The sequence below is a fragment of the Lachnoanaerobaculum sp. genome, assembly GCF_057250505.1.
Window position 1 is genome coordinate 18,039 of sequence record NZ_DBHIEQ010000011.1, and the last position, 22,534, is coordinate 40,572.

At 39.2% G+C, this 22,534-nt stretch carries 27 protein-coding genes, 1 tRNA gene and 1 pseudogene; 23 read left to right on the forward strand and 6 right to left on the reverse strand.

Annotated elements, in window-relative coordinates:
• Positions 1 to 92: 92 nt before the first annotated feature.
• The 5 genes from ACO6FI_RS06270 (at position 93) to ACO6FI_RS06290 (ending at position 3,471) form a co-directional block, all read left to right on the forward strand.
• Positions 93 to 164: transfer RNA gene (locus tag ACO6FI_RS06270), tRNA-Gln, on the forward strand.
• 67 nt (positions 165 to 231) lie between these two features.
• Positions 232 to 879, forward strand: coding sequence for a gamma-glutamyl-gamma-aminobutyrate hydrolase family protein (locus tag ACO6FI_RS06275; protein ID WP_485456600.1), 648 nt, complete (start codon positions 232 to 234; stop codon positions 877 to 879).
• Positions 880 to 891: 12 nt separating this feature from the next.
• Positions 892 to 1,602 (forward strand): acyl-[acyl-carrier-protein] thioesterase, encoded by a 711-nt coding sequence (locus tag ACO6FI_RS06280; RefSeq protein ID WP_485456601.1) that lies wholly within the window; start codon positions 892 to 894, stop codon positions 1,600 to 1,602.
• Positions 1,603 to 1,611: 9 nt separating this feature from the next.
• On the forward strand, positions 1,612 to 2,433 hold the full coding sequence (locus ACO6FI_RS06285; RefSeq protein WP_314609536.1) for a CvfB family protein: 822 nt from the start codon (positions 1,612 to 1,614) through the stop codon (positions 2,431 to 2,433).
• 48 nt (positions 2,434 to 2,481) lie between these two features.
• A complete protein-coding gene (locus tag ACO6FI_RS06290; RefSeq protein ID WP_485456602.1) occupies positions 2,482 to 3,471 on the forward strand; it encodes an SH3 domain-containing protein in 990 nt (329 codons plus the stop codon).
• 23 nt (positions 3,472 to 3,494) lie between these two features.
• Here ACO6FI_RS06290 and ACO6FI_RS06295 read toward each other — a convergent pair whose 3' ends face one another.
• Positions 3,495 to 3,731: a hypothetical protein gene (locus tag ACO6FI_RS06295; protein WP_009446958.1), complete on the reverse strand. Its 237-nt coding sequence runs from the start codon at positions 3,729 to 3,731 to the stop codon at positions 3,495 to 3,497.
• 159 nt (positions 3,732 to 3,890) lie between these two features.
• Between ACO6FI_RS06295 and trkA the strand changes: the two genes are divergently transcribed.
• From trkA to ACO6FI_RS06385, 18 genes are all read left to right on the forward strand, one after another.
• Positions 3,891 to 5,249 (forward strand): Trk system potassium transporter TrkA, encoded by a 1,359-nt coding sequence (gene trkA / locus ACO6FI_RS06300; RefSeq protein ID WP_485456603.1) that lies wholly within the window; start codon positions 3,891 to 3,893, stop codon positions 5,247 to 5,249.
• Entirely contained in the window at positions 5,249 to 6,697 is a 1,449-nt protein-coding gene (locus ACO6FI_RS06305; protein WP_485456604.1) for a TrkH family potassium uptake protein, read from the forward strand. Before trkA ends, ACO6FI_RS06305 begins: the two co-directional genes overlap by 1 nt.
• Positions 6,698 to 6,780: 83 nt before the next feature.
• Positions 6,781 to 7,851 (forward strand): methionine ABC transporter ATP-binding protein, encoded by a 1,071-nt coding sequence (locus tag ACO6FI_RS06310; RefSeq protein WP_485456605.1) that lies wholly within the window; start codon positions 6,781 to 6,783, stop codon positions 7,849 to 7,851.
• On the forward strand, positions 7,808 to 8,488 hold the full coding sequence (locus tag ACO6FI_RS06315) for a methionine ABC transporter permease (protein ID WP_485456606.1): 681 nt from the start codon (positions 7,808 to 7,810) through the stop codon (positions 8,486 to 8,488). The genes ACO6FI_RS06310 and ACO6FI_RS06315 overlap by 44 nt, the downstream gene beginning before the upstream one ends.
• Positions 8,489 to 8,546: 58 nt before the next feature.
• A complete protein-coding gene (locus ACO6FI_RS06320; RefSeq protein WP_485456607.1) occupies positions 8,547 to 9,428 on the forward strand; it encodes a MetQ/NlpA family ABC transporter substrate-binding protein in 882 nt (293 codons plus the stop codon).
• Positions 9,429 to 9,807: 379 nt separating this feature from the next.
• Positions 9,808 to 10,569, forward strand: a complete 762-nt coding sequence (locus ACO6FI_RS06325) for a tRNA threonylcarbamoyladenosine dehydratase (protein WP_485456608.1) — start codon at positions 9,808 to 9,810, stop codon at positions 10,567 to 10,569.
• 2 nt (positions 10,570 to 10,571) lie between these two features.
• Positions 10,572 to 11,969: an alanine/glycine:cation symporter family protein gene (locus ACO6FI_RS06330; RefSeq protein WP_485456609.1), complete on the forward strand. Its 1,398-nt coding sequence runs from the start codon at positions 10,572 to 10,574 to the stop codon at positions 11,967 to 11,969.
• A gap of 78 nt (positions 11,970 to 12,047) precedes the next feature.
• A complete protein-coding gene (gene trxA / locus ACO6FI_RS06335; protein WP_008752536.1) occupies positions 12,048 to 12,356 on the forward strand; it encodes a thioredoxin in 309 nt (102 codons plus the stop codon).
• 57 nt (positions 12,357 to 12,413) lie between these two features.
• Positions 12,414 to 13,325, forward strand: coding sequence for an NAD(P)/FAD-dependent oxidoreductase (locus tag ACO6FI_RS06340; protein WP_485456610.1), 912 nt, complete (start codon positions 12,414 to 12,416; stop codon positions 13,323 to 13,325).
• A 29-nt stretch (positions 13,326 to 13,354) separates the two neighbouring features.
• The gene (locus ACO6FI_RS06345; protein ID WP_485456611.1) at positions 13,355 to 13,900 is read left to right on the forward strand and encodes a glutathione peroxidase; all 546 of its coding nucleotides are present in this window, start codon (positions 13,355 to 13,357) and stop codon (positions 13,898 to 13,900) included.
• A gap of 82 nt (positions 13,901 to 13,982) precedes the next feature.
• Positions 13,983 to 14,426: a MarR family winged helix-turn-helix transcriptional regulator gene (locus ACO6FI_RS06350; protein ID WP_485456612.1), complete on the forward strand. Its 444-nt coding sequence runs from the start codon at positions 13,983 to 13,985 to the stop codon at positions 14,424 to 14,426.
• 36 nt (positions 14,427 to 14,462) lie between these two features.
• Positions 14,463 to 14,987 (forward strand): NUDIX hydrolase, encoded by a 525-nt coding sequence (locus tag ACO6FI_RS06355; protein WP_485456613.1) that lies wholly within the window; start codon positions 14,463 to 14,465, stop codon positions 14,985 to 14,987.
• Between the two features lie 276 nt (positions 14,988 to 15,263).
• Positions 15,264 to 16,082 (forward strand): CAP domain-containing protein, encoded by an 819-nt coding sequence (locus tag ACO6FI_RS06360; protein WP_485456614.1) that lies wholly within the window; start codon positions 15,264 to 15,266, stop codon positions 16,080 to 16,082.
• A 181-nt stretch (positions 16,083 to 16,263) separates the two neighbouring features.
• Positions 16,264 to 16,923, forward strand: coding sequence for an amino acid ABC transporter permease (locus ACO6FI_RS06365; RefSeq protein ID WP_485456615.1), 660 nt, complete (start codon positions 16,264 to 16,266; stop codon positions 16,921 to 16,923).
• Positions 16,904 to 17,575: an amino acid ABC transporter permease gene (locus ACO6FI_RS06370; protein WP_485456616.1), complete on the forward strand. Its 672-nt coding sequence runs from the start codon at positions 16,904 to 16,906 to the stop codon at positions 17,573 to 17,575. Before ACO6FI_RS06365 ends, ACO6FI_RS06370 begins: the two co-directional genes overlap by 20 nt.
• 19 nt (positions 17,576 to 17,594) lie before the next feature.
• Positions 17,595 to 18,368 (forward strand): amino acid ABC transporter ATP-binding protein, encoded by a 774-nt coding sequence (locus ACO6FI_RS06375; RefSeq protein WP_485456617.1) that lies wholly within the window; start codon positions 17,595 to 17,597, stop codon positions 18,366 to 18,368.
• 59 nt (positions 18,369 to 18,427) lie between these two features.
• On the forward strand, positions 18,428 to 19,297 hold the full coding sequence (locus ACO6FI_RS06380) for a transporter substrate-binding domain-containing protein (RefSeq protein WP_485456618.1): 870 nt from the start codon (positions 18,428 to 18,430) through the stop codon (positions 19,295 to 19,297).
• Positions 19,298 to 19,318: 21 nt separating this feature from the next.
• Entirely contained in the window at positions 19,319 to 19,807 is a 489-nt protein-coding gene (locus ACO6FI_RS06385) for an HD domain-containing protein (RefSeq protein ID WP_485456619.1), read from the forward strand.
• A gap of 28 nt (positions 19,808 to 19,835) precedes the next feature.
• On the opposite strand, the gene ACO6FI_RS06390 is transcribed toward ACO6FI_RS06385, so the two are convergent.
• The 5 genes and pseudogenes from ACO6FI_RS06390 to ACO6FI_RS06410 all read right to left on the reverse strand — a co-directional run bounded on the left by ACO6FI_RS06390 (position 19,836) and on the right by ACO6FI_RS06410 (position 22,112).
• Positions 19,836 to 20,195 carry a cupin domain-containing protein gene (locus ACO6FI_RS06390; RefSeq protein ID WP_485456620.1) on the reverse strand — a complete coding sequence of 120 codons (360 nt, stop codon included), beginning with the start codon at positions 20,193 to 20,195 and terminating at the stop codon, positions 19,836 to 19,838.
• A 137-nt stretch (positions 20,196 to 20,332) separates the two neighbouring features.
• Complete coding sequence (locus tag ACO6FI_RS06395; RefSeq protein ID WP_485456621.1) at positions 20,333 to 20,782, reverse strand: DUF421 domain-containing protein; 450 nt, start codon at positions 20,780 to 20,782, stop codon at positions 20,333 to 20,335.
• A gap of 12 nt (positions 20,783 to 20,794) precedes the next feature.
• Positions 20,795 to 20,854: pseudogene (locus tag ACO6FI_RS06400) on the reverse strand (DUF421 domain-containing protein); the annotation flags it as partial.
• 115 nt (positions 20,855 to 20,969) lie between these two features.
• The gene (locus ACO6FI_RS06405) at positions 20,970 to 21,419 is read right to left on the reverse strand and encodes a DUF3290 domain-containing protein (RefSeq protein ID WP_485456622.1); all 450 of its coding nucleotides are present in this window, start codon (positions 21,417 to 21,419) and stop codon (positions 20,970 to 20,972) included.
• A 54-nt stretch (positions 21,420 to 21,473) separates the two neighbouring features.
• Positions 21,474 to 22,112: a DUF421 domain-containing protein gene (locus tag ACO6FI_RS06410; protein WP_485456623.1), complete on the reverse strand. Its 639-nt coding sequence runs from the start codon at positions 22,110 to 22,112 to the stop codon at positions 21,474 to 21,476.
• Between the last annotated feature and the right edge of the window lie 422 nt (positions 22,113 to 22,534).

Here is a 22,534-nt window from a genome sequence, read left to right on the forward strand (position 1 = left end):
TAATAGGCTCTATTTATTTGAAATTTTTTAAAAAAAGTTCATTTTGCTATTGACAAATGTATATAAGTGCAGTATCCTATTAAAGTCAGTTTTGGGTTATCGCCAAATGGTAAGGCACTGGACTCTGACTCCAGCATTTCTAGGTTCGAATCCTAGTAGCCCAGCTCTTAAAACTCCCATTCAAACAGAAGTTTGTGGGAGTTTTTTAGTATATATGGATGAGGAATTTTTATGAAGGTGGCACTGGCAGGGACGGAAAACTTAACAAATTATATTGCGGCATTGAAAGCAAACAATATTGAAGTTATAAATACACTTGATATAGCTGAGGCGCTAAAATGTGACGGATTACTTTTGCCGGGCGGCGGAGATATGGATCCGAAATATTATGGCGAAGAGATGAACGGCTCCGATGAGCCTGACAGAGAGCTTGATAAGGCACAGTGTGATGTTTTGGATGCTTTTGTAAAGGAAAAAAAGCCTGTACTCGGCATTTGCAGAGGTATGCAGCTTATCAATGTGTACTTTGGAGGGAGTCTATATCAGGACTTGAAGACAAAAGATGCACATTCAAGAAAAAACGGAGTTGACAGCGTACACAGTGTGAAAAGTATTGTAGGGGACAATCTGTTTGAAAACCTGTACGGCAAGGAGTTTTTTGTGAATTCGGCACATCATCAGGGAGTAAAAAAAATCGGTGAAGGTCTGATATCCGTTTTGGAAGCAAATGACGGAGTTTGTGAAGCGCTGCTTCATAAGGATTTGCCAATAGTGGCGACACAGTTTCATCCTGAAAGAATGTCATATGAGCAAAGAAGAGATGATACGGTTGTAGGTGAGGGCATATTTGAATATTTCAAATCTCTCTTAAAAGGTTAGGTTAGGTAGATAATGTATTCATTTAATGAAAGAATCAGATACAGTGAGTTGGGGGAAGACGGAGAGCTGTCATTACATGGGCTTTTGAATTTATTCCAAGACTGTTCAACATTTCAATCTGAAGATTTGGGACTTGGAATAGAGTATCTGCAGGGTAAGAGAGAAGCCTGGTGGGTAAATTCATGGCAGATAGATATAAGCAGATTGCCGGTTCTAGGACAAAGAGTGGAAGTGGGCACATTTGCATATGCTTTTAAGAGCTTCTACGGTTTTAGAAATTTCTTTCTAAAGGATGAAAACGGTAAGTTTTTGGTTAAGGCGGATTCCATATGGTTTCATTACGATTTGGACAATAAAAGGCCTACAAAACCTACAGATGAGGCGCTTGGTAAGTATCTGGCAGGGAATGATAAACACATGGAAATGACAAAAATTGTCAGAAAATTTGATATTCCAAGTGATTATGAGCTTGGTGATAAGATCATTGTCACTAAGAACGACCTGGATACAAATCATCATATGAACAATGCAATATATGTCAGTAAGGCAAGAAACCTTATCGACGAGGATTTTAAAGTAAAAAAAATAGGTGTACAATATAAGAAAGCAGCCGTATTACATGATATAATATTGCCGAGAATTACAAAGAACGAAAATTCTTATATTATAAATTTGGCGGATAAAGACGGTGATACATATGCTGTTGTTAAGTTTGATTATTAAGGGGGAGTTATGGAATTAGGAAAGATACAGAGTCTTAAGGTGGACAGAAAAAAGGATTTCGGTGTGTATCTTACAGACGGAAACGGTGAAGATGTGCTGCTTCCTATGAAGGAGGTTCCTAAAGACTGTGAAGTCGGAAGTGAGATTGAGGTATTTATATACCGTGACAGCAAAGACAGACTTATTGCAACCACAAGGAAGCCTAAGCTTTTGGTAGGCGAGGTTGGCAGACTTTTTGTAAAGTCGACTACAGGAATCGGTGCATTTTTGGACATCGGACTTGAAAGAGATGTGCTTTTGCCTTTTAAGGAGACATTAGGTAAGGTAAAGGAGGGAGACGAGGTACTTGTATATCTGTATGAGGACAAGAGTCACAGACTTGCAGCCAGTGCAAAGGTTTATTCTCGCCTGTCGACAAACAGCCCGTACAAAAAAGACGATGAAGTGGTCGGTACAGTATTTGAAATCAAAAAGATGGGTATCTTTGTCGCTGTAGACGATAAGTATAACGGCATGATTCCTCCAAACGAGAACTTTGAAAATGTGAAGCCGGGAGACAGACTTGACCTTAGAGTAATCAGAGTGAGAGAGGACGGCAAGCTTGATCTAAGCCCAAGAAAAAAAGCATATGTGCAACTTGTAAAGGATGCGGATGTTTTATACGGTATAATGGAAAGAAGGGGCGGAAGCTTAGGGTTTGACGAGAGCGTTTCTCCCGACAGAATAAAGGCTGAGCTTGAACTTAGTAAGAATGCATTTAAGAGGGCTGTCGGTCATCTTTTAAAAGAGGGTAAGATAGAGATAGTTGACGGAGATATCAAAATAAAGTGATAAAAGTATAGACTGCAGTTTTCTGCGGTCTTTTTTGAAAGGAGATATATGGCTGCAGTTGACAATGTTATAAGCAAGGCAAGAGAATATATCGGTGTGAGTGAGAATCCGCCTGAGAGCAATAATGTAGTGTTCAATACGGACTATTACGGCAGAGAGGTTTTTGATAACGGCGGTATTACTTATCCGTGGTGTATGGTGTTTTTGTGGGATATTTTCAGAATGAGCGGCGCCGGGAGTATATTTTGTGACGGTATGAAGACCGCATCAACCGAAGCCGTACTCACCCACTATAAAAATAAGGGGATGTTGTTTTCTACAGGAAAAAGAGGTGACATCGTACTTATTATAACCGATGCGGCAGGAAGGGGCAGAAATGTAAATCATGCCGGATTGGTAACAGCCGTAAACGGTGACGGAACTTATGAAACAATAGAGGGGAATACAGGCAGCGGAAATATTGCAAACGGCGGCATGGTGATGAGCAGAACCAGAAGCTTATCAGGCAGAGGCTATAAGATAGTGGGATTTGCAAGACCGAGTTATGAAGGTAAAAGCAGCACCGGTTACAATGAGATACCGATAAGTGCAAAGCTTACCATAGCAGGCAGCGGCATAAGAGTAAGAATGTCCCCGAATACATCGGCAGCCGTTGTAAAAAATCTTGATGATGGAAGTGTAGTGAAGGCGACAGGTAGAATCGCAAGCAGGCACAACCCTTGGTTTCATATAGACGGAGGGTATATAAGCGGAAACTTTGTAAGCGGATGGGTAAAAGATTACAATGACAATAAAAGATGGTGGTATGTGGAAAAAGATTATAAATATGCCAAGTCACAGTGGAAGAATATAGCCGGTAAAGACTATTGCTTCGGCAAAGATTCATATCTGTTTGTAAACTGCTATATAAAGTCTGCCGTGAACGGAACTTACTATTGGGTGGACGATGACGGAGTATACCAAAAGCGGTATGACACAACAAGCCCAAGCAGAAAGTACAGAATAGTGGAAAATTATAAGAATGAAAATGCATTATAAAAAGGGGCCTAGGCCCCTCTTTTTTATTCTCCCTGATACATAAACTTTATAAGTCTTTCAACATCCTCTTTATCATGTGCCACAAGGTCAAGTTCCTTTATATAGCCGTTTGAAAAGATATTTGCCATTGAAAGATACTGTGTAAGCTTACTCTTTAAGTTGATTCTGTCGCCTTCAGGTGAAACAAGCTCAACAGTGCCTTTGCACTCATCTACAACCTTAAAAAATGCCTCAACATCTTTGATATTCTGTATCTTCATACATACCTCCAAGTAAATAGTAATATCTTTTACAGTATAGCAAAATAGGTATCCGGAGTAAAGAAGACAATGTAAATGTGGAAAATATAATTTCGGTATGCTACAATAAGCAAATGCCGTTTATAGGTATAATTAAGTATTTCAGTAATGGAGATAGAAATGCAGATAATAATTGTAGGTTGCGGTAAGGTCGGTTCGACTATTGCCGAACAACTCAGTGTAGAAGGACATGATATAACAATAGTTGATACAGATGAATCTGTAGTACAAGCTCTGGCAACCAGACTTGACATAATGGGTGTAACAGGAAACGGTGCAACACATTCTATTTTGATGGAAGCAGGTGTGGAAGAGGCGGATCTTTTGATTGCGGTTACAGAGTCGGATGAGCTGAATCTTCTCTGCTGTATGGTAGGAAAGAAGGCAGGTGCGGACCATACGATAGCAAGGGTCAGAAATCCTGAATACAGTCAGGATATCGGATTTATGAAAAAAGAGCTTGGGCTTGCAATGACTATAAATCCTGAGTATGCCGCATCTACAGAGATGGCAAGACTTTTAAGATTTCCGTCTGCAATAGAGATAGATACATTCGGAAGAGGCAGAGTGGAGCTTTTGGAGTATAAGATAGAAGAAGACAATATATTGGCAGGAAAAAGTCTTATTGATGTAGGTAAGAATATAAAATCCGATATACTGATATGTGCGGTTGAAAGAAGAGAAGATGTTATCATACCGAACGGAAGCTTTGTACTTCAAAGCGGTGATATTATAAGTATTGTTGCATCTACAGAGAATGCCAGAGACTTCTTCAAAAAAGTAGGTTGTAGCAGTAATGAGGTAAAGGATACATTGATAGTAGGCGGCGGAACCATTGCTTATTATCTGGCTAATCAGCTTATACCTCTAGGCATAAAGGTAAAGATAATAGAAAAATCACATGAGAGATGTGAAGAACTTTCCGCAATGTTGCCGAATGCGGTAATTATACACGGAGATGCTACAGATAAGGATGTACTTCTTGAAGAAGGTATTGAGAATTGCTCTTCATTTGTTTCACTCACAGGTATAGATGAGGAAAATGCTTTCCTTTCACTGTACGCAAAGAGCGTTTCGAATGCAAAGATAGTTACCAAGATAAATCGTATCTCATTTGATGATATTATAGAGAAGTTCGACCTTGGAAGTATGATTTATCCTAAGCATATCACTGCGGAGTACATCGTAAGATATGTTAGAGGTTTGCAAAACAGTGTTGGAAGTAATAATGTAGAAGCACTTTATAAGATAATACATGGTGAGGCAGAGGCTCTTGAGTTTTATATCAAGGAAGACTCCGGTATGACAGATAAGACCCTTGAGGCAATGCCTATAAGAGATGGTGTACTTGTTGCAGGTATTATAAGAGAGGGCAAGGTAATGATACCGAACGGTAAGTCTACATTACAAAAGAACGATTCAGTTATCGTAATAACAAAGATTACCGGCATGCAGAATTTAGAGGATATATTAAAGTAATGAATTATTCAATCATATTTTATATAGTAGGAAAAGTAATGATGTTGGAAGCTACCTGTTTTTTGATACCGGCGGTGACATCACTTATATATCGTGAGCATGAAGGTTTTGCCTACTTGATGGTAGGAATTATAGCTGCTATCATAGGATACTTGATTTCCAGTAAGAAAAAGTTTGAGCACACATTCTATGCAAGAGAAGGCTTTGTAATGGTTGCGCTGTCTTGGATAGTACTAAGTGTGGTGGGAGCGATTCCATTTGTAGTCACCGGTGAGATTCCCAACATGATTGATGCACTTTTTGAAACTGTGTCGGGATTTACAACAACAGGAGCAAGTATACTCGAGAATGTGGAGAGCTTAAGCCATACTTCACTTATCTGGAGAAGCTTTACACACTGGGTAGGCGGTATGGGTGTTATTGTATTATTGCTTGCCATACTTCCGATGGCCGGCGGCTACAATATGCACCTTATGAAGGCGGAGAGCCCGGGTCCTGTAGTAGGAAAGCTTGTACCCAGACTAAGAGATACTGCAAAGATTCTGTATCTTATTTATCTTGTAATGACCGTTATAGAGTTTGTTATATTGGTAATTATAAAGATGCCTGTATTCGATGCACTCTGTATCACATTCGGTACTGCAGGTACAGGAGGATTCGGAGTAAAGGCCGACAGTATGGCAAGCTATTCATATGCAATACAGGTGGTAGTTACTATATTTATGATACTCTTCGGTGTAAACTTCAATGCTTATTTTGTACTTTTGGGCAAGCACAAGAAAGAAGCCTTTAAGATAGAAGAGGTAAGGTGGTACTTCGGAATTATACTTGCTGCAATTGTGATTATTACAGTGAATATCAGAGGATATTTTGATAATATCTTTATAGCACTTAATCATGCGGCATTCCAGGTCGGCTCCATTATTACCACTACAGGATATTCCACCACAGACTTTGACAGGTGGCCGCAGCTTTCAAGAAATATAATTATATTCCTGATGATGTGCGGTGCCTGTGCAGGAAGTACAGGTGGCGGTATCAAAGTTTCAAGAATTGTAGTTATGGTAAAATCGGTATTTCAGGAGATAGGATATTACATTCATCCAAGAGGTGTAAAGACTATCAAGATGGACGGCAAGGTGCTTGAAAAACCTGTACTTAACAGCATCAGAGTGTTTATACTCACATATATAATGATTTATGCTATTTCAATGTTCTTATTATCACTTAATAATTTTGATTTTGAGACCAATTTTACAGCTATAGCCGCAACTTTTAACAATATCGGTCCCGGACTTGCCAAGGTAGGTCCTATGGCAAACTTCAATATATACTCATATTTTTCAAAGCTGGTTTTGACCTTTGATATGCTTGCAGGAAGACTTGAGTTATATCCTATGCTCCTTTTATTTTGTCCGGGCATATGGAAAATAGGAAAAAGTAAATAATGTAAAAATAAAGCACTTGCAATTTTTTTGCAGGTGCTTTATAATACCTACTAACATAATAGGAAAGAGGAAATAAAGATACAATGATTGAGCTGAAAAATATTACAAAGACTTTCAGTGAAGGCAATATATCTGTACATGCAGTCAAAGATGTATCTTTAGTGATTGATAAAGGGGAGATATTCGGCATTATAGGATTTTCCGGAGCGGGAAAATCCACACTTGTCAGATGTATAAATCTTTTGGAAAGGCCTGATGCAGGTAAAGTATTTGTTGACGGAAAGGATTTGACATCCCTTAAAGCTAGAGATTTAAGAAGTGCAAGGAAAAAAATCGGAATGATCTTTCAGCACTTCAATCTGATGCCGTCCAGAACGGTGGCAGGCAATGTGGAGTATTCACTTTTCGGAAGCGGGCTTTCAAAGGAAGCGAAGAGAAAAAAGGTTAGAGAACTTCTGTCTTTGGTAGATATAGCCGATAAGGAAAACGCATACCCGAGTCAGTTGTCAGGCGGTCAAAAGCAAAGAGTTGCTATAGCAAGAGCACTTGCAAACGACCCGAAAGTACTTTTATGTGATGAGGCGACATCGGCACTTGATCCGCAGACTACCGCGTCTATTTTGGATCTTTTGCAAAGTCTCAACAAAAAGCTTGGACTTACAGTGGTAGTCATCACACATGAGATGGCCGTTGTAAAGCAGATCTGTGACAGAGTGGCTGTAATGGAAGACGGAAATGTGGTGGAAGAGGGAGATGTATTCTCAATCTTTGCAAATCCAAAGCATCAGATTACAAAGGACTTTATAAAGACCACTTCAAACCTTCAAAAGATAGAAGGACTGATAGCTTCAGGTTCGGATGTGGCCAAGTTAAAGGCAGGCGAGGTCATACTAAGGCTTAGCTATAAGAAAGCCAATACTTCGGAGGCACTGATTTCCGAAGTGTCCAGAAAGTTTAATATAGATTTGAATATTATCTATGCGGATGTTGAGATAGTAAAAGATGCACCTATAGGCGGTACGGTGGCGATAGTAAGCGGCGAAAAGTCGGATATAGATGACGCAATCAAATATCTGCAGGATAAGGAAGTAGGAGTGGAGGTGATAAAGGATGAAAGAAATATTGTACATTCTCTTACCAAATGTATCGGCTAAACCCAATGAGATAATAGATGCAACCGTTCAGACCATAAATATGATGGTACTTTCAGGTGCTATTTCACTTATCTTCGGTCTTATCTTCGGTGTTATAGTGGTGGTCACCTCTCCGAGAGGTATATTAAAAAACGCCTTTATCTACAATATTATGGATAAGCTGATAAATGTGTTCAGGTCAATTCCTTTTGTAATATTGCTTGCGGCACTGATACCTTTTACAAGAATGGTGGTGGGAACCGCAATAGGAACAAAGGGTGCCATACTTCCGCTTGTATTCGGTACTGTGCCTTTCTTTACAAGACAGATAGAAAGTGCTTTATACGAGGTGGATAATGGACTTATTGAGGCGGCACAGAGCATGGGTTCATCACCTATAGAGATTATATTCAGAGTATATTTAAGAGAGAGTCTGCCGGGTATTATAAGAGGTGTACAGATTACATTTATCTCACTTTTAGGACTTACCGCTATGGCGGGTGCTATAGGCGGCGGAGGTCTCGGAGACTTTGCGATAAGATACGGACACCAGAGAAATCAAACAGATGTAACATATGCTACAGTAATTATTATACTTATAATGGTAAGCTTGATACAGGGTCTTGGAAACAAGGCAATAAAGAAAACAACACATTAAGATCACAGGGTGAAAATCACCCTTGTTATATAGAAAAATTCATGGAGGTTATTATATTATGAGAAAATTAAGTAAATTTTTAGCAATCGGCGCAATATTGGCTTTGGGACTTACAGCATGCGGTTCAAGTCAGAAGGCGGATACAAGCAGTGCTGCAGGTGAGAGCACAAGCGCGGAGTCAAAGGCCGACGCTGCAAAGACCGAAGGTAATACAACGGTAAAAATCGGTGTCGTAGGTGAGAACAATGAGCAGTGGAACCCTGTAATAGAGGCTATGGCAAAAGAGGGTATTACAGTTGAGCTTGTAAAGTTTGCAGACTATTCATTGCCTAACAGAGCGTTAAATGACAAGGAAATTGACTTAAACGCATTCCAGCACAAGGCATACCTTGCAAATGATGTCAAGGACAACGGCTATAAGATTGAGGCTATAGGCGATACAATCATTGCACCTTTAGGAGTATATTCAAAGAAGATTAAAGATCTTTCAGAACTTAAGGACGGCGATACAATAGCAATCCAGAACGACGCTACAAACGGCGGAAGAGCATTGAAGGTACTTGAGAGTGCAGGAGTTATCAAAGTAAATCCTGACGCAGGATATACACCTACACTCAGCGATATTACAGAAAATCCTAAGAATATCAAGTTCACAGAGGTTGAGGCTGCCAATACACCAAGTCTTTTACCGGATGTGGCTGCTGCCGTAATCAACGGCGGTCACGCTGTAGACAACGGTCTTAATCCTAAGACAGATTCCATCTATCTTGAGAAGGTAGAGGACGGAGTAGACAACCCGTATGTAAATGTTATTGTTGCAAGAAGCGAGGATAAGGACAACGAGACTTACAAAAAGATTGTAAAGGCATTCCAAAGTGATGATGTAAAGAAAGTTATAGAGGATACATACAAGGGTGCTTATATACCTGCTTGGAAATAATTTTTAAATAAATATAGATAATTAGAGGCTGTCACATATTTAAAAGTAAAATTCAGATTATGTGACAGCCTTTTTTGTGCCTAAGAAAGGGATAGTTGTGGATAAACGCCCGCTGAGGTTCATATATTGTTCATAACTAATTCAAAAACCTTTTACATAAAAAACAAACTTTAGCCACTTTTATTTCCTATAATCTCTTACATAGACAAGAGATAGCTAGTCTATAAATAAAAGATTTTTTTCATAATACTCGAGCCGATACATATCGGCTCTCCTCCCAAAATCAAGCCGGCAGCGATGTCGGCTTTTTATATTGTTGACAACTTAAGTGTAAAAATATAAACTTGCTTGATAGTGTAAAATAATGAGAGGATTATATATGGATCAATTTGCAAGAACTCAGCTTTTGTTGGGTGTGGATGCCATGGAAAGATTGAAAAAGTCAAGAGTGGCGGTATTTGGAGTAGGTGGAGTAGGCGGCTACAGCGTGGAAGCTTTGGCAAGATCCGGAGTGGGAGCCATAGACCTGATAGATGATGATAAAGTGTGTCTGACCAATATAAATCGTCAGATAATAGCTGATGTAAAGACTATAGGAAAGTATAAGGTGGATGTGGCAAAAGACAGGATACTTAGCATCAATCCGAGGTGTAAGGTGACTACTCATCAGTGCTTTTATCTGCCTGAGAATGCAGGAGATTTTGATTTTAGTGAATATGACTATGTAATAGATGCCGTAGATACGGTTACGGCAAAGATAAATCTGGTGATGCAGGCAAACGAATGTAATGTGCCTGTTATCAGCAGTATGGGCGCAGGAAATAAGCTGGATCCTACAGCTTTTATGGTGAGCGACATATATAAGACAAGTGTCTGTCCGCTTGCAAAGGTAATGAGAAGAGAACTTAAAAAAAGAAATATAAAAAAGCTTAAGGTGGTTTATTCAAAGGAGCAGCCTTTAGTTCCGATGGAGGATGAGAGTATCAGTTGCAGGTCACACTGTGTATGCCCTCCGGGTGCTGAGAGAAAGTGTACTGACAGAAGGGCTATTCCGGGATCGGTTGCCTTTGTACCGTCTGTGGTAGGGCTTATAATAGCAGGTGAAGTGATAAAAGATTTGACTAAGGATATTGTGAGGTAAGTATGATTGAAACAATTTCAAGGATAAACTCAGCCGTAAACGGGTTTATTTGGGGTGTACCCGCAATGATTGCACTGATGGGTGTAGGTATATATTTGAGCATCAGATTGAAATTTATGCAGGTAACAAAATTTGCATATATAATGAAGACTACGGTCGGCAGAATTTTCAAAAAAAGAAATGTGGCCGACGGGGCACTTTCACCTTTTCAGGCGGCAACCACCGCACTTGCGGCGACAGTAGGTACAGGAAATATAGCAGGTGTTGCAGGCGCAATATCCATAGGCGGACCGGGAAGTGTATTTTGGATGTGGATTTCGGCAATCTTAGGTATGTGTACCAAGTTCACAGAGGTTACACTTGCAGTATACTTCAGAAAGAAAAACAAGAACGGAGAATTGGTAGGCGGACCTATGTATTACATAAGTAACGGACTGCCGAAAAGGTGGATATTTTTAGCATATGCCTTTGCCACCTTCGGTGTACTTACAGTGTTCGGAACCGGAAATGCTACACAGGTAAATACCATAACCGCAGCTATCAATGTGGCACTTGAAGGATACGGAATAGTAAGATCAGGTGGAAGTCAGACAATAAACTTAATTATCGGAATAATTGTAACAATACTGGTGGGACTGGTATTACTTGGAGGTATCAAAAGAATAGGTACGGTTACAGAAAAGCTGGTTCCTTTTATGGCACTTTTATATGTGGTGCTTGCACTCGGAGTGGTATTTTTAAATATAAACAGAGTGCCTGAGGTATTTGGAAGCATTATATACGGAGCGTTCAATCCGAGAGCCGTGACAGGCGGAGTAATAGGAAGCTTCTTTTTAAGTATGAAAAAGGGAGTATCAAGAGGTATATTCTCAAACGAGGCCGGACTTGGTACCGGTCCTATAGCACACGCTTCGGCAGATACAGGTAAGCCTGTAAAGCAGGGATTTTTCGGAGTATTTGAAGTATTTGCCGATACCATAGTTATATGTACACTTACAGCGCTTGTAATACTTTGTTCAGGTGTGAATATTCCTTTCGGTTCTCCGGCAGGTGCCGAACTTACTATAAGCGGTTTTATAAAGGCCTACGGACATGGCGTATCGGTATTTACGGCTGTGGCCATGTGCTCGTTTGCCTTCTCGACCATCATAGGATGGGGACTTTACGGCGCCAGATGTATAGAATTTTTATTCAGTGAAAAGGTAATAAAGCCTTTTATGGTGGTATATTCACTGATGGCGATAGTGGGAGCGACTATGGACCTCGGATTGCTTTGGGATATATCGGATACTTTCAACGGACTTATGGCAATCCCGAACCTTATAGCACTGTTCTTACTTGCAAATGTGGTGATAAAGTTAAAGAATGAGTACTTTGAGGGAGAAGGTAAAGAAAAGTAAAAAGTGCTTGACAATAAAATAAAATTGTGTAAAATATAATCATAAACTATTTAAGAAAGATTCGGAGGAGAAAAAGTTATGGCAGTAAAGACAATAACAAGTGCAAATTTTGAAGCTGAAGTTTTGAATGCAAAGGAACCGGTATTGGTGGATGTTTGGGCACCCTGGTGCGGACCTTGTAAGATGCTTTCACCTATAGTTGACGAGGTGGCTGAGGAAGCGGTAGGCTTCTCTGTAGGAAAGGTAAATGCAGATGAGAACCAGGAGCTTGTAAACAGATTCCACATTATGTCAATACCTACACTTCTTGTATTTAAGAACGGTGAGTTGGTAAACAAGTCAGTAGGTCTTATATCAAAGGATGAAGTAAAAGCTTTATTAGGATAATTAAAGATTGTCGGGTCGATGATTAAAGAGATTCGATATATAGAAAGAAGTGATATTATGTATGATATAGTAGTGGTAGGTGCCGGTACGGCAGGACTCTCCGCTGCAATATACGGAGTGAGAGCGGGCAAGTCGGTACTTGTACTTGAAGGTGCTTCTTACGGAGGACAGATAATCAATACTCCCGAGATAGAAAATTATCCTGCTATCAAGAAGACTTCGGGATTTGAGTTTGCCACAGATCTTTTCAATCAGGCAAAGGATTTGGGCGCCGAAGTAAAATATGAAAAGGTAACAGGAATAAGCCTTGAAGGAAATATAAAAAAGGTAAAAACCGATAAGGGAGAGTATGATGCCAAGGCGGTAATACTTGCAACAGGGGCAAAGAACAGACCGCTGGGACTTCCTAATGAGAAAAAGCTTGTAGGTTCAGGTGTTTCTTACTGTGCCACCTGTGACGGAATGTTTTACAGAGGCAAGGTGGTAGCTGTAAACGGAGGCGGTAATACCGCAATAGAAGACGCGACATTCCTTGCAAATGTGGCAAGCAAAGTATATGTAATACACCGCAGAGACGAGTTTCGAGCCGAGGAAGCCGTAGTAGCGGCATTAAAGAAAAAGGATAATGTAGAGTTTGTTCTCAATTCAAATATTATAGAGATCAAGGAAGAGTCTTTTGCGGTAAGCGGTGTGGTAGTGGAAGATAAGAATACACATGAAAAAAGGGAGATTGCTATAGACGGTCTGTTTGTAGCAATAGGTCAGGTACCTGACAATACCGCTTTTGCACAGGTTGTAGAGCTTGATAAGGCAGGCTATATAGTAGCCGGAGAAGATTGTAAGACAATGACTGAAGGTATATTTGCGGCAGGAGACGGCAGAACCAAGGAAGTGCGTCAGCTGGTAACGGCGGCAGGAGACGGTGCTGTAGCGGGAATTGCGGCGGCAAAGTACTGTGAGGCATTTTAATTATAAATATAGAGGAAAGAGGAAATAAAATGAGCATATATGATTTTAAAGTAAAGAACAATGAAGGTAAGGAAGTAAGCCTTAGCGATTACAAGAATAAGGTTGTTTTGATAATAAATTCAGCAACAGAGTGCGGATTTACACCACAGTATGAGCAGTTACAGAAGTTATATGAGGATTATAAGGACAAGGATTTTGTTATACTTGATTTCCCATGTAACCAGTTCGGACATCAGGCACCGGGAAGTGATGAAGAGATTGCAAAGTTCTGCAGCTCAAGATTCGGTGTAACTTTCCCGCTTTTCTCAAAGATTGAGGTAAACGGTGACGGTGCAAGCGAGGTATTTAAGTACCTTAAGAGCGAAAAGGGATTTGCAGGTTGGGGAGCCGACAACGATATGTCAAAGCTTCTTACAAAGATGCTTAGTGAGGCTGATCCTGATTACGCAAGCAAGCCTGACATCAAGTGGAACTTTACAAAATTCCTTATAGATAAGAACGGAAATGTTATAAGAAGATTTGAGCCTACTGAAGGCGTTGCGGTAGTTGAAGAGGCTGTTAAAGAGTTAGTTTAATTTTAATGACGAAGACATAAGGAGCGTTTATGAAAATAAAGGCTCCTTAAAGTCTTTTAAAAGGAAAGAGGGAATGTAAAAAATGGCAGGTAAGTATGACTCATTAAAACTTGAAAATCAACTTTGTTTTCCGCTATATGCTTGCTCAAAGGAAATCGTAAGGAGATATAAAACATACTTAGATAAATTGGATTTGACATATACACAGTACATTGTAATGATGGTCATGTGGGAAGAAAAAGAACTCAATGTTAAGGAACTCGGTGACAAGCTTTTCCTTGATTCAGGTACTTTGACTCCGGTATTAAAAAAGCTTGAAGCCAAAGGCTATGTAACAAGAGAGCGTTCAAAGATAGATGAGAGAACTCTGATAGTAACTTTGACAGAGAGCGGAAAAGAGCTTAGAGAAATGGCTGTTGATATTCCGGTCGGAATGAGAGGCTGCCTTAAATTAAGTGATGAAGAGATGGTACAGCTTCGAACAATGCTCAATAAGATTTTAAGCGATATGGGAGATGTGGAATAAATTCAACAAAACTCTCGAAACTATGGAGCGATTACAATGAGTGCGGAAAGAGAATTTTGTGATATATATGATGTGAATAAAAAACCTACAGGAAAAACTGTAGACAGAGCCGCCATAGCTCTTAATGATGACGAGTACTTTTTGATAGTGTCTGCGGTTTTGGTAAGTGCAGATAAAAAGATACTTATAACAAAGCGTGCTATGCAAAAGCTGTGGTCGCCGGGTATTTGGGAGATACCGGGCGGCGGAGTAAAATCAGGAGAGTCTTCCTTAGAAGCTATATACAGAGAAATCTTGGAAGAGACCAATATAAATCTTTTTGGCAGAGACTATAAAATCCTTCAAACTCAAAAGAGAAGAACCGTTGAGGGCAATAAATATTTTGCAGATATCTACTGCTTTGAGATTTCACAAGATGATATAGAAAATATAAAAGGACAGGAAGGAGAAGTGTCCGACTACAGACTTGCAAGTATAGAGGATATAAAGGAAACGGCAAAATATAATAAATTTCTTCGCTATGAAGACTTAAAAGATTTTTTGTACAAATGCATAAGTTAAGATATATGAAGAGCCATGAGGGAAACCTTGTGGCTTTTGTTGTGGAGAGGTTGAAATATATATTGAGGCTTGTAATCAGGAATTTGTTTTATTTAGGGGGTACGTTATTATATCACAAAATATATATGTATGTACCATCTAAATTTACCATAAAAAAAGATTACTTTTTTCATGAAAATAATGTAAAATGTAATTAACAGCTAAGTTTTTGAAAATAAAGTATATGGCATACTTTGAAACTTAAGCATAACTGATTTTCATAAGAAAGGAGACCGTATGAAAAAAGGTTTATTTCTTGGAGCAGCGTTGACGATAGGTACATTGGCAATGACAATACCTACATTTGCGGCAAACGGCAGTTGGAAAGAGGATAGTAAGGGATATAAGTATCAGTTTTCCGACGGTACTTTTGCACATTCGTCATGGTTAAGTCTTGATAATAAGTGGTATCATATTGACAGTCAGGGATATATGCAAAAAGGCTGGCTAAAGGACGGTGATGATTGGTACTATCTGGATACCGATAACGGTCAGATGCAGGAAGGTTGGTCAAAGATCAATGATAAATGGTATTATTTTGACCCTATATATGGCGGCAGAATGGCTGTAAACAGATATGTTGATTTAATGAATGAAGAGCATAAAGACTATTATGTGGACTCAAACGGCGTATATAATCCTGAAGGAAAGTCCGGTGCAAAGGTGGACGCAAGAAAGATATCTACACAGGCTTTTGAGAAAAAGGCTATCGAGCTTATAAACAATGAGAGAGCAAAGTATGGTGTTCCGTCCTTATTTGATGACAGTATGTTTGCAGACAGCGTGCATGTAAGAGCTAAGGAGCTGGCGCAGAGTTATTCACATACAAGACCTGACGGAGACAGTTACCTGTATGCACTGCCGCCGGGACTTGGATATTATGGTGAAGTTATAGCGGTGGGTCAGAGCACACCTGAAGAGGCGGTGAAATACTGGATGGATTCGGAAGTGAACAGAGCTCAAATACTTGGCAAAGATTATGATTCATTCGGTGTCGGATGCTACATAAAAGACGGTACTATATACTGGGTAGCGGACTTCGGTACCAGAATGTAAACAGTGATTCCTTACCTATACCCTATGCCCGGGTATAGGTTTTTAATTTTTATATACTTTACTTTTTTAATCAAAATTTTAAAAATAAATTACTATAAACCTATAGACAAAAAGGGTTTATAGTGCTATTATGTATTGCGTAAAACAAAAACGGATACGGACAGTATCTTGGAGAATGATTATGGATTTTGGATTTATAAAGCAGGTATTGCCTTTGTATGTACATGCAGCCATACTGACACTTAAGATCGGTATACTCGGAATAATACTTGCAATAGCGGTGGGGCTTTTATGCACACTGATTTTACATAAGAAAATACCGGTGCTTAGGCAATTGGTAAGCATATATATAGAACTTAGCAGAAATACCCCCTTACTTATACAGCTGTTTTTTATATATTACGGTTTACCGAAGCTGGGTATAAAGATAGATGCCTTTATCTGTGGAGTAATCGGACTGGCTTTCCTTGGAGGAAGCTATATGTGCGAGGCTTTCAGAAGCGGAATAGAAACTATAGATAAGATACAGGAGGAGAGTGCACTTAGTCTCGGACTCAGTCACAATCAGGTGCTTTTCTATATACTTCTTCCACAGGCAATTTCAATAAGTACACCCGCATTTGTAGCAAACATCATATTCTTATTGAAAGAGACATCAGTATTCTCGGCTATAAGCTTGATGGACTTGATGTTCACGGCAAAGGATTTGATTGGAATTTATTACAAGACAGTAGAGAGCCTGGCACTTTTGGTATTTTTCTATCTGATTATATTACTGCCGGTTTCCATACTGGGATCCTATGTAGAAAGGAAGGTGCGTTATGCCGGATTTGGGTCTTAATGTCATATTCAAAGGCAAAAACGCCATAAGACTTTTGGGAGGAATGGGAGTAGCCCTAAGGATAAGCTTGATAGCGGTGATTATCAGCATCCCTTTAGGCATACTGTTAGGAATACTTATGACATTTAAAAATCCTATACTGAAGGCGGTGCTTAGAGTATATCTTGAGTTTATAAGAATAATGCCGCAACTTGTACTTTTGTTTATAGTATTTTTCGGAAGTACAAGAGTGATCGGAGTGGATATATCGGGAGATTTGGCAGCTGTTATAGTATTCAGTCTCTGGGGAATTGCGGAGATGGGAGACTTGGTCAGAGGAGCGATTATCAGTATTCCTAAGCATCAGTACGAAAGCGGTGAGGCGTTGGGACTTAGTAAGAGACAGATATTTGTATACATTATAATACCTCAGACAATAAAGAGACTTGTTCCGCTTTCAATAAACTTGATTACCAGAATGATAAAGACCACATCACTTGTACTTATGATCGGTGTGGTAGAGGTAATAAAGGTGGCACAGCAGATAATAGAGGCAAACAGAACAGCAAGTCCGAATGCGGCTTTCGGAGTGTATCTGGCGGTATTTTTGATGTACTTTATCGCATGTACTCCTATAAGTATGCTTGCAAGATATTTGGAAAAACGAAGATAAAGTGATGGAAGGAGAGATTATGCCGGCATTATTGGAAATAAAAAATGTTGTAAAAAACTATGACGGCAAGACACCTGTACTGGACGGTGTAAGCCTTGAACTGAATAGAGGCGAAGTAATAGTTTTGATTGGACCGAGCGGTTGCGGCAAGTCCACATTGCTTAGATGTATCAACGGTCTTGAGGCTATACAGGGCGGAGAGATTTGTCTTGAAGGCAAGGCTATAGACTACAATAAAAAGGATTTGACAGGACTTAGACAAAAGATAGGTATGGTTTTCCAAAGCTATGAGCTTTTTCCACATATGACAATACTTGACAATATCATTTTGGCTCCTACAAAGGTTGCCGGAGTGAATAAGGAGAGTGCAAAGAAAGAAGCTATGGAGCTTTTAAATAAGGTAGGACTTGCACATAAGGCAAAGACTTATCCGAGAGAACTTTCAGGCGGTCAAAAGCAAAGAGTGGCAATAGTAAGAGCGCTTGCAATGCACCCTGAGATTTTGCTGTTTGACGAAGTTACGGCGGCCCTTGACCCTGAGATGGTCAGAGAAGTACTTGATGTGATGCTTGACCTTGCAAAGCAGGGTTCCACTATGATTATCGTTACTCATGAGATGCAATTTGCCGAGGCGGTTGCGGACAGAGTATATTTCCTCGATAAGGGAAATATAGTGGAGACTGGAAGGCCGAAGAGCTTTTTTAGTGCTCCTAAGACGGAGAGAGCAAGACAGTTTTTGAATATATTTGAATTTGAGTCTGTAAAGGACGAAAAGGAAGAATATAACATATAATAAAAATTCGGGTATTACCCATAACATATATATAAGAAAGATTTATCGGAGGATTAAATATGAAGAAAATTAAGTTGATAGGTTTATTAGGTGTTTTGGCTGCAGGTGTGTTGGCACTCAGCGCATGCGGTTCATCAGCAAAGACTGCAGATGCCGGCGGAAAAGGCAGCAAAAACAACTTCAGAACACTTGATGAGATAAAGAAGTCGGGTACTATAAATATAGGTGTGTTCTCAGACAAGAATCCGTTCGGATATGTAGATGAGAACGGTGAGTATCAGGGATATGATATTTACTTCGGAAACAGACTCGGTAAGGACCTCGGCGTAAAGATAAACTATGTCAGCACAGAGGCTGCAAACAGAGTTGAATACCTTGAGACAGGAAAAGTTGACCTTATACTTGCAAACTTTACAGTTACACCTGAGAGAGCGGAGGCTGTGGATTTTGCACTTCCATATATGAATGTAGGTCTTGGAGTTATCTCACCTGAGAACAATAAGATAGACAGCCTTGACAACTGGAATCCTAATGACGAGATGATTATTATATCAGGAACAACGGCGGAGCCTTACATGATCAAGAATTACCCTAATATCAAGCTTCAAAAGTATGATACATATGCAAATGCCAAGAATGCACTTTTAAACGGAAGCGGTAAGGCATGGGTAAACGACAATACCGAGGTACTTGCATTTGCAAAGAGCAATCCGGGATATGTTGTAGGTATTGATGACCTTGGAGTAAAGGACACCATTGCACCTGCAGTAACAAAGGGCAATACAACATTGCTTGACTGGGTAAACACTGAGATTGAGACTCTCGGAAAAGAAAACTTCTTCCACGAAGACTATGAAGCAACACTTACAGATACATATGGTGCGCAGTATGCGGATACTCTTGTAATAGAGGGTGGAAAGACAAACTAAATAAAATTTCGGCGGTGGCATATGACAGTTAATGAAGTAATGGAAAAGATGATTGTAGCAAGTAACGGCAGTTTTCATGATATAAACCACTTTTTGAAGGTCTGGGCTTACGCAAGGAATATAGGTATGGGTGAGAAGTTGGATGATGAGACTCAAAGGACATTGGAGATGGCCGCTATAGTTCATGATATCTCATGTCCGTCACTTAGAGCAAAGTATGGAAATGCAGACGGCAAAAAGCAGGAGGAAGTGTCATCTCCTATGATAAAGGAGTTTTTTGCAGACACGGATGTAGAGAAAAGTGTAGCAGACAGAATAGATTATATGATAGCACATCACCATACCTACACCGATGTGGACGGTATTGATTTGCAGATACTGCTTGAAGCGGATTTTTTGGTGAATGCACAGGAGATGGGTATAAAAAAGAACGCAATAGAAGAGATGATGAAGAATGTATTTAAGACAGAGACGGGTATCAGATACCTGAAAGAGTTATTCTTAATATAAAAAGAACCCCAAGGGGTTCTTTTTATGCTCAGTTTTGTGCCGGAGGGAGCAGCACTACAAGCATCTGTGCAGTCTCCGTTCCGATATTGGTCACGCTCTTTTTGCTTCCCGGTGCGATATGTACACTGTCACCTTCTTCAAGTACGGTCTCACTGCCGTCATCACCTTTAAAGAGCATCTTGCCTTTGATGATGTAGTAGATAGATTCGAGAGGATTTGCGCCGTACTCTGTGCCGCCGCCTGCAGGAAGGAAATGTGAAAGTCCGCATACAAGCTTTCCGCCGTCTATATCGGCAGGGTCGTGAAGTCTTGTAAGCTTGCACTCCTTATGTCCCGGAGCCTCATATGCATAGTAACCATCTTTTTTTGTAATCTTAAAACCGGCCATTTTTTATCTCCTAATAAATTTATTTTAGTCTGAAACGAACTGAGACTAATTTGTTGTCTTAAATATAGCACTGTGAAAAAATATTAGGAAATACATTTTATTACTTATTGTTATGCATTTTTTATATAACAATCCGGTTACATCTTAGGATAAGCGGTCACAATCAATTTGCCGTTTACATATTCTCCCAAGAACACATCATTTATACTCTCTATGTCGCGCTCTTTCAGCTTTGATTTAACCCAATCTTTGTCATGTCCTATAATTTCAAGAACATCTTCATTGAGTCTGCCGTTTGATATAAGAGGAAACTTCGGAGCGGCGGATTTCATATCTATGATGGTAAGTTTGCCGTTGGTCTCCATAATGGCGGATTTTACATCCTCGGTTGAATCAAGCCCCTCCGTTCTGATAGTCAACATAAGCTGTTCGGCCGATATTCCGACCTTTGCACAGTTGGCAACATTTACCTTGCCGTTTTTAACCAATGTGGTGGGAGTGCCTACGACAAGCGACTTTACAAAGTCGATATTTACCATAAGCTTAACTATGATAACAACCAGTGACCATACAAGTATGAATATCAAAAAAGTCAAGATGGATATGGAAGTGTTATATATAACACCTCCTATGATACCGCCGAGTACATAGTTTTGGATCTGGTTTAAAGGAGTATTTACAGAAAACTCATATTTTCAGAGAATATGTATCTGTAAAATCATTATTAAAGTACCTAAGATGAATTTAATTCCGACCAATAAATATATATTCATACTATTTCTCCCCGTCTACATATACATTGTGGTTGATTATATGTGTACGCTCCAATGTGTATGAGTTGTTGTCGGCATTCAAATGAACCGTATAGTCTTCGTCATTGTATCTTACTATTATTCCGTCCTTTAATGTAGTGGAGTTTACCAAAACATTGTAAGGTGAAACATTGTAGTCTGTGGCTACACTTTCAATAAATTTTAGAAGTACATGAGACTGTGAAAAATCGCGGTTGTTCTGTGTGTAATGTTCCACCTGAATGCCTAAAAGTATAAAGGTCAAAACCACGATACCTATTGAGATATCTCTAAGTCTTGTTTTCATTCTGTCTTTCATAAACTTAAAGCTTGTAATTATAACTATAGCCAAAAGTACGATAATAATTGCGGAACGTACAATAAGGCCTGTTGACTGGGTTCTGGTTATGTAGTCCAGTGTGTAAAAATTCATAATAATATTTCCTTTCTGAATATAAAACTTTAAGGCCTTAACCTCAAAGCAAAGTTACTTGATTTTCGGATATGCCGTGATATATAGCTCACCGTTTACATATTCACCGAGAAAGACATCCTGTATGCTCTCTACGCCCTGTTCCTTTATATAGGCAAGCAGCCACTCTTCGTTATGCCCTATAAGTTCCAAGATATCCTGATTTAACTTACCGTTTGAAATAATAGGGAACTTAGGTGTGGCGGACTGCATATCTATAATGGTCAGTTTACCGTTGGTTTCCATAATGGCTGACTTTACTTCCTTGGTGGAGGTAAGTCCTTCCATTCTTATGTGCAGCATAAGCTGTTCGGCGGAGAGTCCGACTTTGGCACAGTTGGCAACATTCACGACTCCGTTTCTAATAAGTACAACAGGATTTCCTACGACCAAAGATTTTATAAATTTCAGGTTGACCATCAGTTTTACGATGATGACTACAAGCGACCAAACAAGTATAAATATCAGAAAAGTTAAAATAGATATGGAAGTATTATAAATAACACCACCGATAATACCGCCGAGAACATAGTTTTGTATCTGGTTCAAAGGGGTATTTATAGAGAATTCATATTTACCGAGTATATGTATCTGCAATATCATTACAAGGATGCCAAGGAAAAACTTGATTCCGACCAACAAATATATATTCATAAATCACCTCAATAAGTTTATAATTTCTAAATACTGTCTGTCATTTGATAAGTATTTTTGAAAAGTGAAACTTAGTATCTTATAACACTTTGTAAATCATATTACAAGTATAAATTCTGTATATATGAAGCTGATATCAATCAGAATGGATTTGTTTAAGATAGAGCTTTTATATTGTATTTATCTGTATTTTGTGTACAAGGTATAATGGTTTCAAATAAGGTAAAAACAATATTGAAAGATACTTTGTTAAGGTTTTTATGGTCAAAAATTATAAGGAAATTGCTTTTCTATCCTGCCTTGAAAATATTTAATAAATTTTTGTTGTATTGACATAGAAAGTTTTACCACAGTATATTGTAAATTGCTCATTGACCAACCACTACATATTGTGTATACTAGGAAAACGTAAGGCAAGAAAT

Excerpts from the sequence above, each read along its gene's own strand:
- ACO6FI_RS06370 (WP_485456616.1), top strand. The coding sequence starts at position 16,904 with ATGCCGGATTTGGGTCTTAATGTCATATTCAAAGGCAAAAACGCCATA.
- ACO6FI_RS06280 (WP_485456601.1), top strand. The coding sequence starts at position 892 with ATGTATTCATTTAATGAAAGAATCAGATACAGTGAGTTGGGGGAAGAC.
- ACO6FI_RS06365 (WP_485456615.1), top strand. The coding sequence starts at position 16,264 with ATGGATTTTGGATTTATAAAGCAGGTATTGCCTTTGTATGTACATGCA.
- ACO6FI_RS06345 (WP_485456611.1), top strand. The coding sequence starts at position 13,355 with ATGAGCATATATGATTTTAAAGTAAAGAACAATGAAGGTAAGGAAGTA.
- trxA (WP_008752536.1), top strand. The coding sequence starts at position 12,048 with ATGGCAGTAAAGACAATAACAAGTGCAAATTTTGAAGCTGAAGTTTTG.
- ACO6FI_RS06390 (WP_485456620.1), bottom strand. The coding sequence starts at position 20,195 with ATGGCCGGTTTTAAGATTACAAAAAAAGATGGTTACTATGCATATGAG.
- ACO6FI_RS06355 (WP_485456613.1), top strand. The coding sequence starts at position 14,463 with ATGAGTGCGGAAAGAGAATTTTGTGATATATATGATGTGAATAAAAAA.
- ACO6FI_RS06325 (WP_485456608.1), top strand. The coding sequence starts at position 9,808 with ATGGATCAATTTGCAAGAACTCAGCTTTTGTTGGGTGTGGATGCCATG.
- ACO6FI_RS06360 (WP_485456614.1), top strand. The coding sequence starts at position 15,264 with ATGAAAAAAGGTTTATTTCTTGGAGCAGCGTTGACGATAGGTACATTG.
- ACO6FI_RS06285 (WP_314609536.1), top strand. The coding sequence starts at position 1,612 with ATGGAATTAGGAAAGATACAGAGTCTTAAGGTGGACAGAAAAAAGGAT.
- ACO6FI_RS06305 (WP_485456604.1), top strand. The coding sequence starts at position 5,249 with ATGAATTATTCAATCATATTTTATATAGTAGGAAAAGTAATGATGTTG.
- ACO6FI_RS06275 (WP_485456600.1), top strand. The coding sequence starts at position 232 with ATGAAGGTGGCACTGGCAGGGACGGAAAACTTAACAAATTATATTGCG.
- ACO6FI_RS06310 (WP_485456605.1), top strand. The coding sequence starts at position 6,781 with ATGATTGAGCTGAAAAATATTACAAAGACTTTCAGTGAAGGCAATATA.
- ACO6FI_RS06315 (WP_485456606.1), top strand. The coding sequence starts at position 7,808 with ATGAAAGAAATATTGTACATTCTCTTACCAAATGTATCGGCTAAACCC.
- ACO6FI_RS06320 (WP_485456607.1), top strand. The coding sequence starts at position 8,547 with ATGAGAAAATTAAGTAAATTTTTAGCAATCGGCGCAATATTGGCTTTG.
- ACO6FI_RS06375 (WP_485456617.1), top strand. The coding sequence starts at position 17,595 with ATGCCGGCATTATTGGAAATAAAAAATGTTGTAAAAAACTATGACGGC.
- ACO6FI_RS06405 (WP_485456622.1), bottom strand. The coding sequence starts at position 21,419 with ATGAATTTTTACACACTGGACTACATAACCAGAACCCAGTCAACAGGC.
- ACO6FI_RS06340 (WP_485456610.1), top strand. The coding sequence starts at position 12,414 with ATGTATGATATAGTAGTGGTAGGTGCCGGTACGGCAGGACTCTCCGCT.
- ACO6FI_RS06380 (WP_485456618.1), top strand. The coding sequence starts at position 18,428 with ATGAAGAAAATTAAGTTGATAGGTTTATTAGGTGTTTTGGCTGCAGGT.
- trkA (WP_485456603.1), top strand. The coding sequence starts at position 3,891 with ATGCAGATAATAATTGTAGGTTGCGGTAAGGTCGGTTCGACTATTGCC.
- ACO6FI_RS06330 (WP_485456609.1), top strand. The coding sequence starts at position 10,572 with ATGATTGAAACAATTTCAAGGATAAACTCAGCCGTAAACGGGTTTATT.
- ACO6FI_RS06385 (WP_485456619.1), top strand. The coding sequence starts at position 19,319 with ATGACAGTTAATGAAGTAATGGAAAAGATGATTGTAGCAAGTAACGGC.
- ACO6FI_RS06295 (WP_009446958.1), bottom strand. The coding sequence starts at position 3,731 with ATGAAGATACAGAATATCAAAGATGTTGAGGCATTTTTTAAGGTTGTA.
- ACO6FI_RS06290 (WP_485456602.1), top strand. The coding sequence starts at position 2,482 with ATGGCTGCAGTTGACAATGTTATAAGCAAGGCAAGAGAATATATCGGT.
- ACO6FI_RS06410 (WP_485456623.1), bottom strand. The coding sequence starts at position 22,112 with ATGAATATATATTTGTTGGTCGGAATCAAGTTTTTCCTTGGCATCCTT.
- ACO6FI_RS06350 (WP_485456612.1), top strand. The coding sequence starts at position 13,983 with ATGGCAGGTAAGTATGACTCATTAAAACTTGAAAATCAACTTTGTTTT.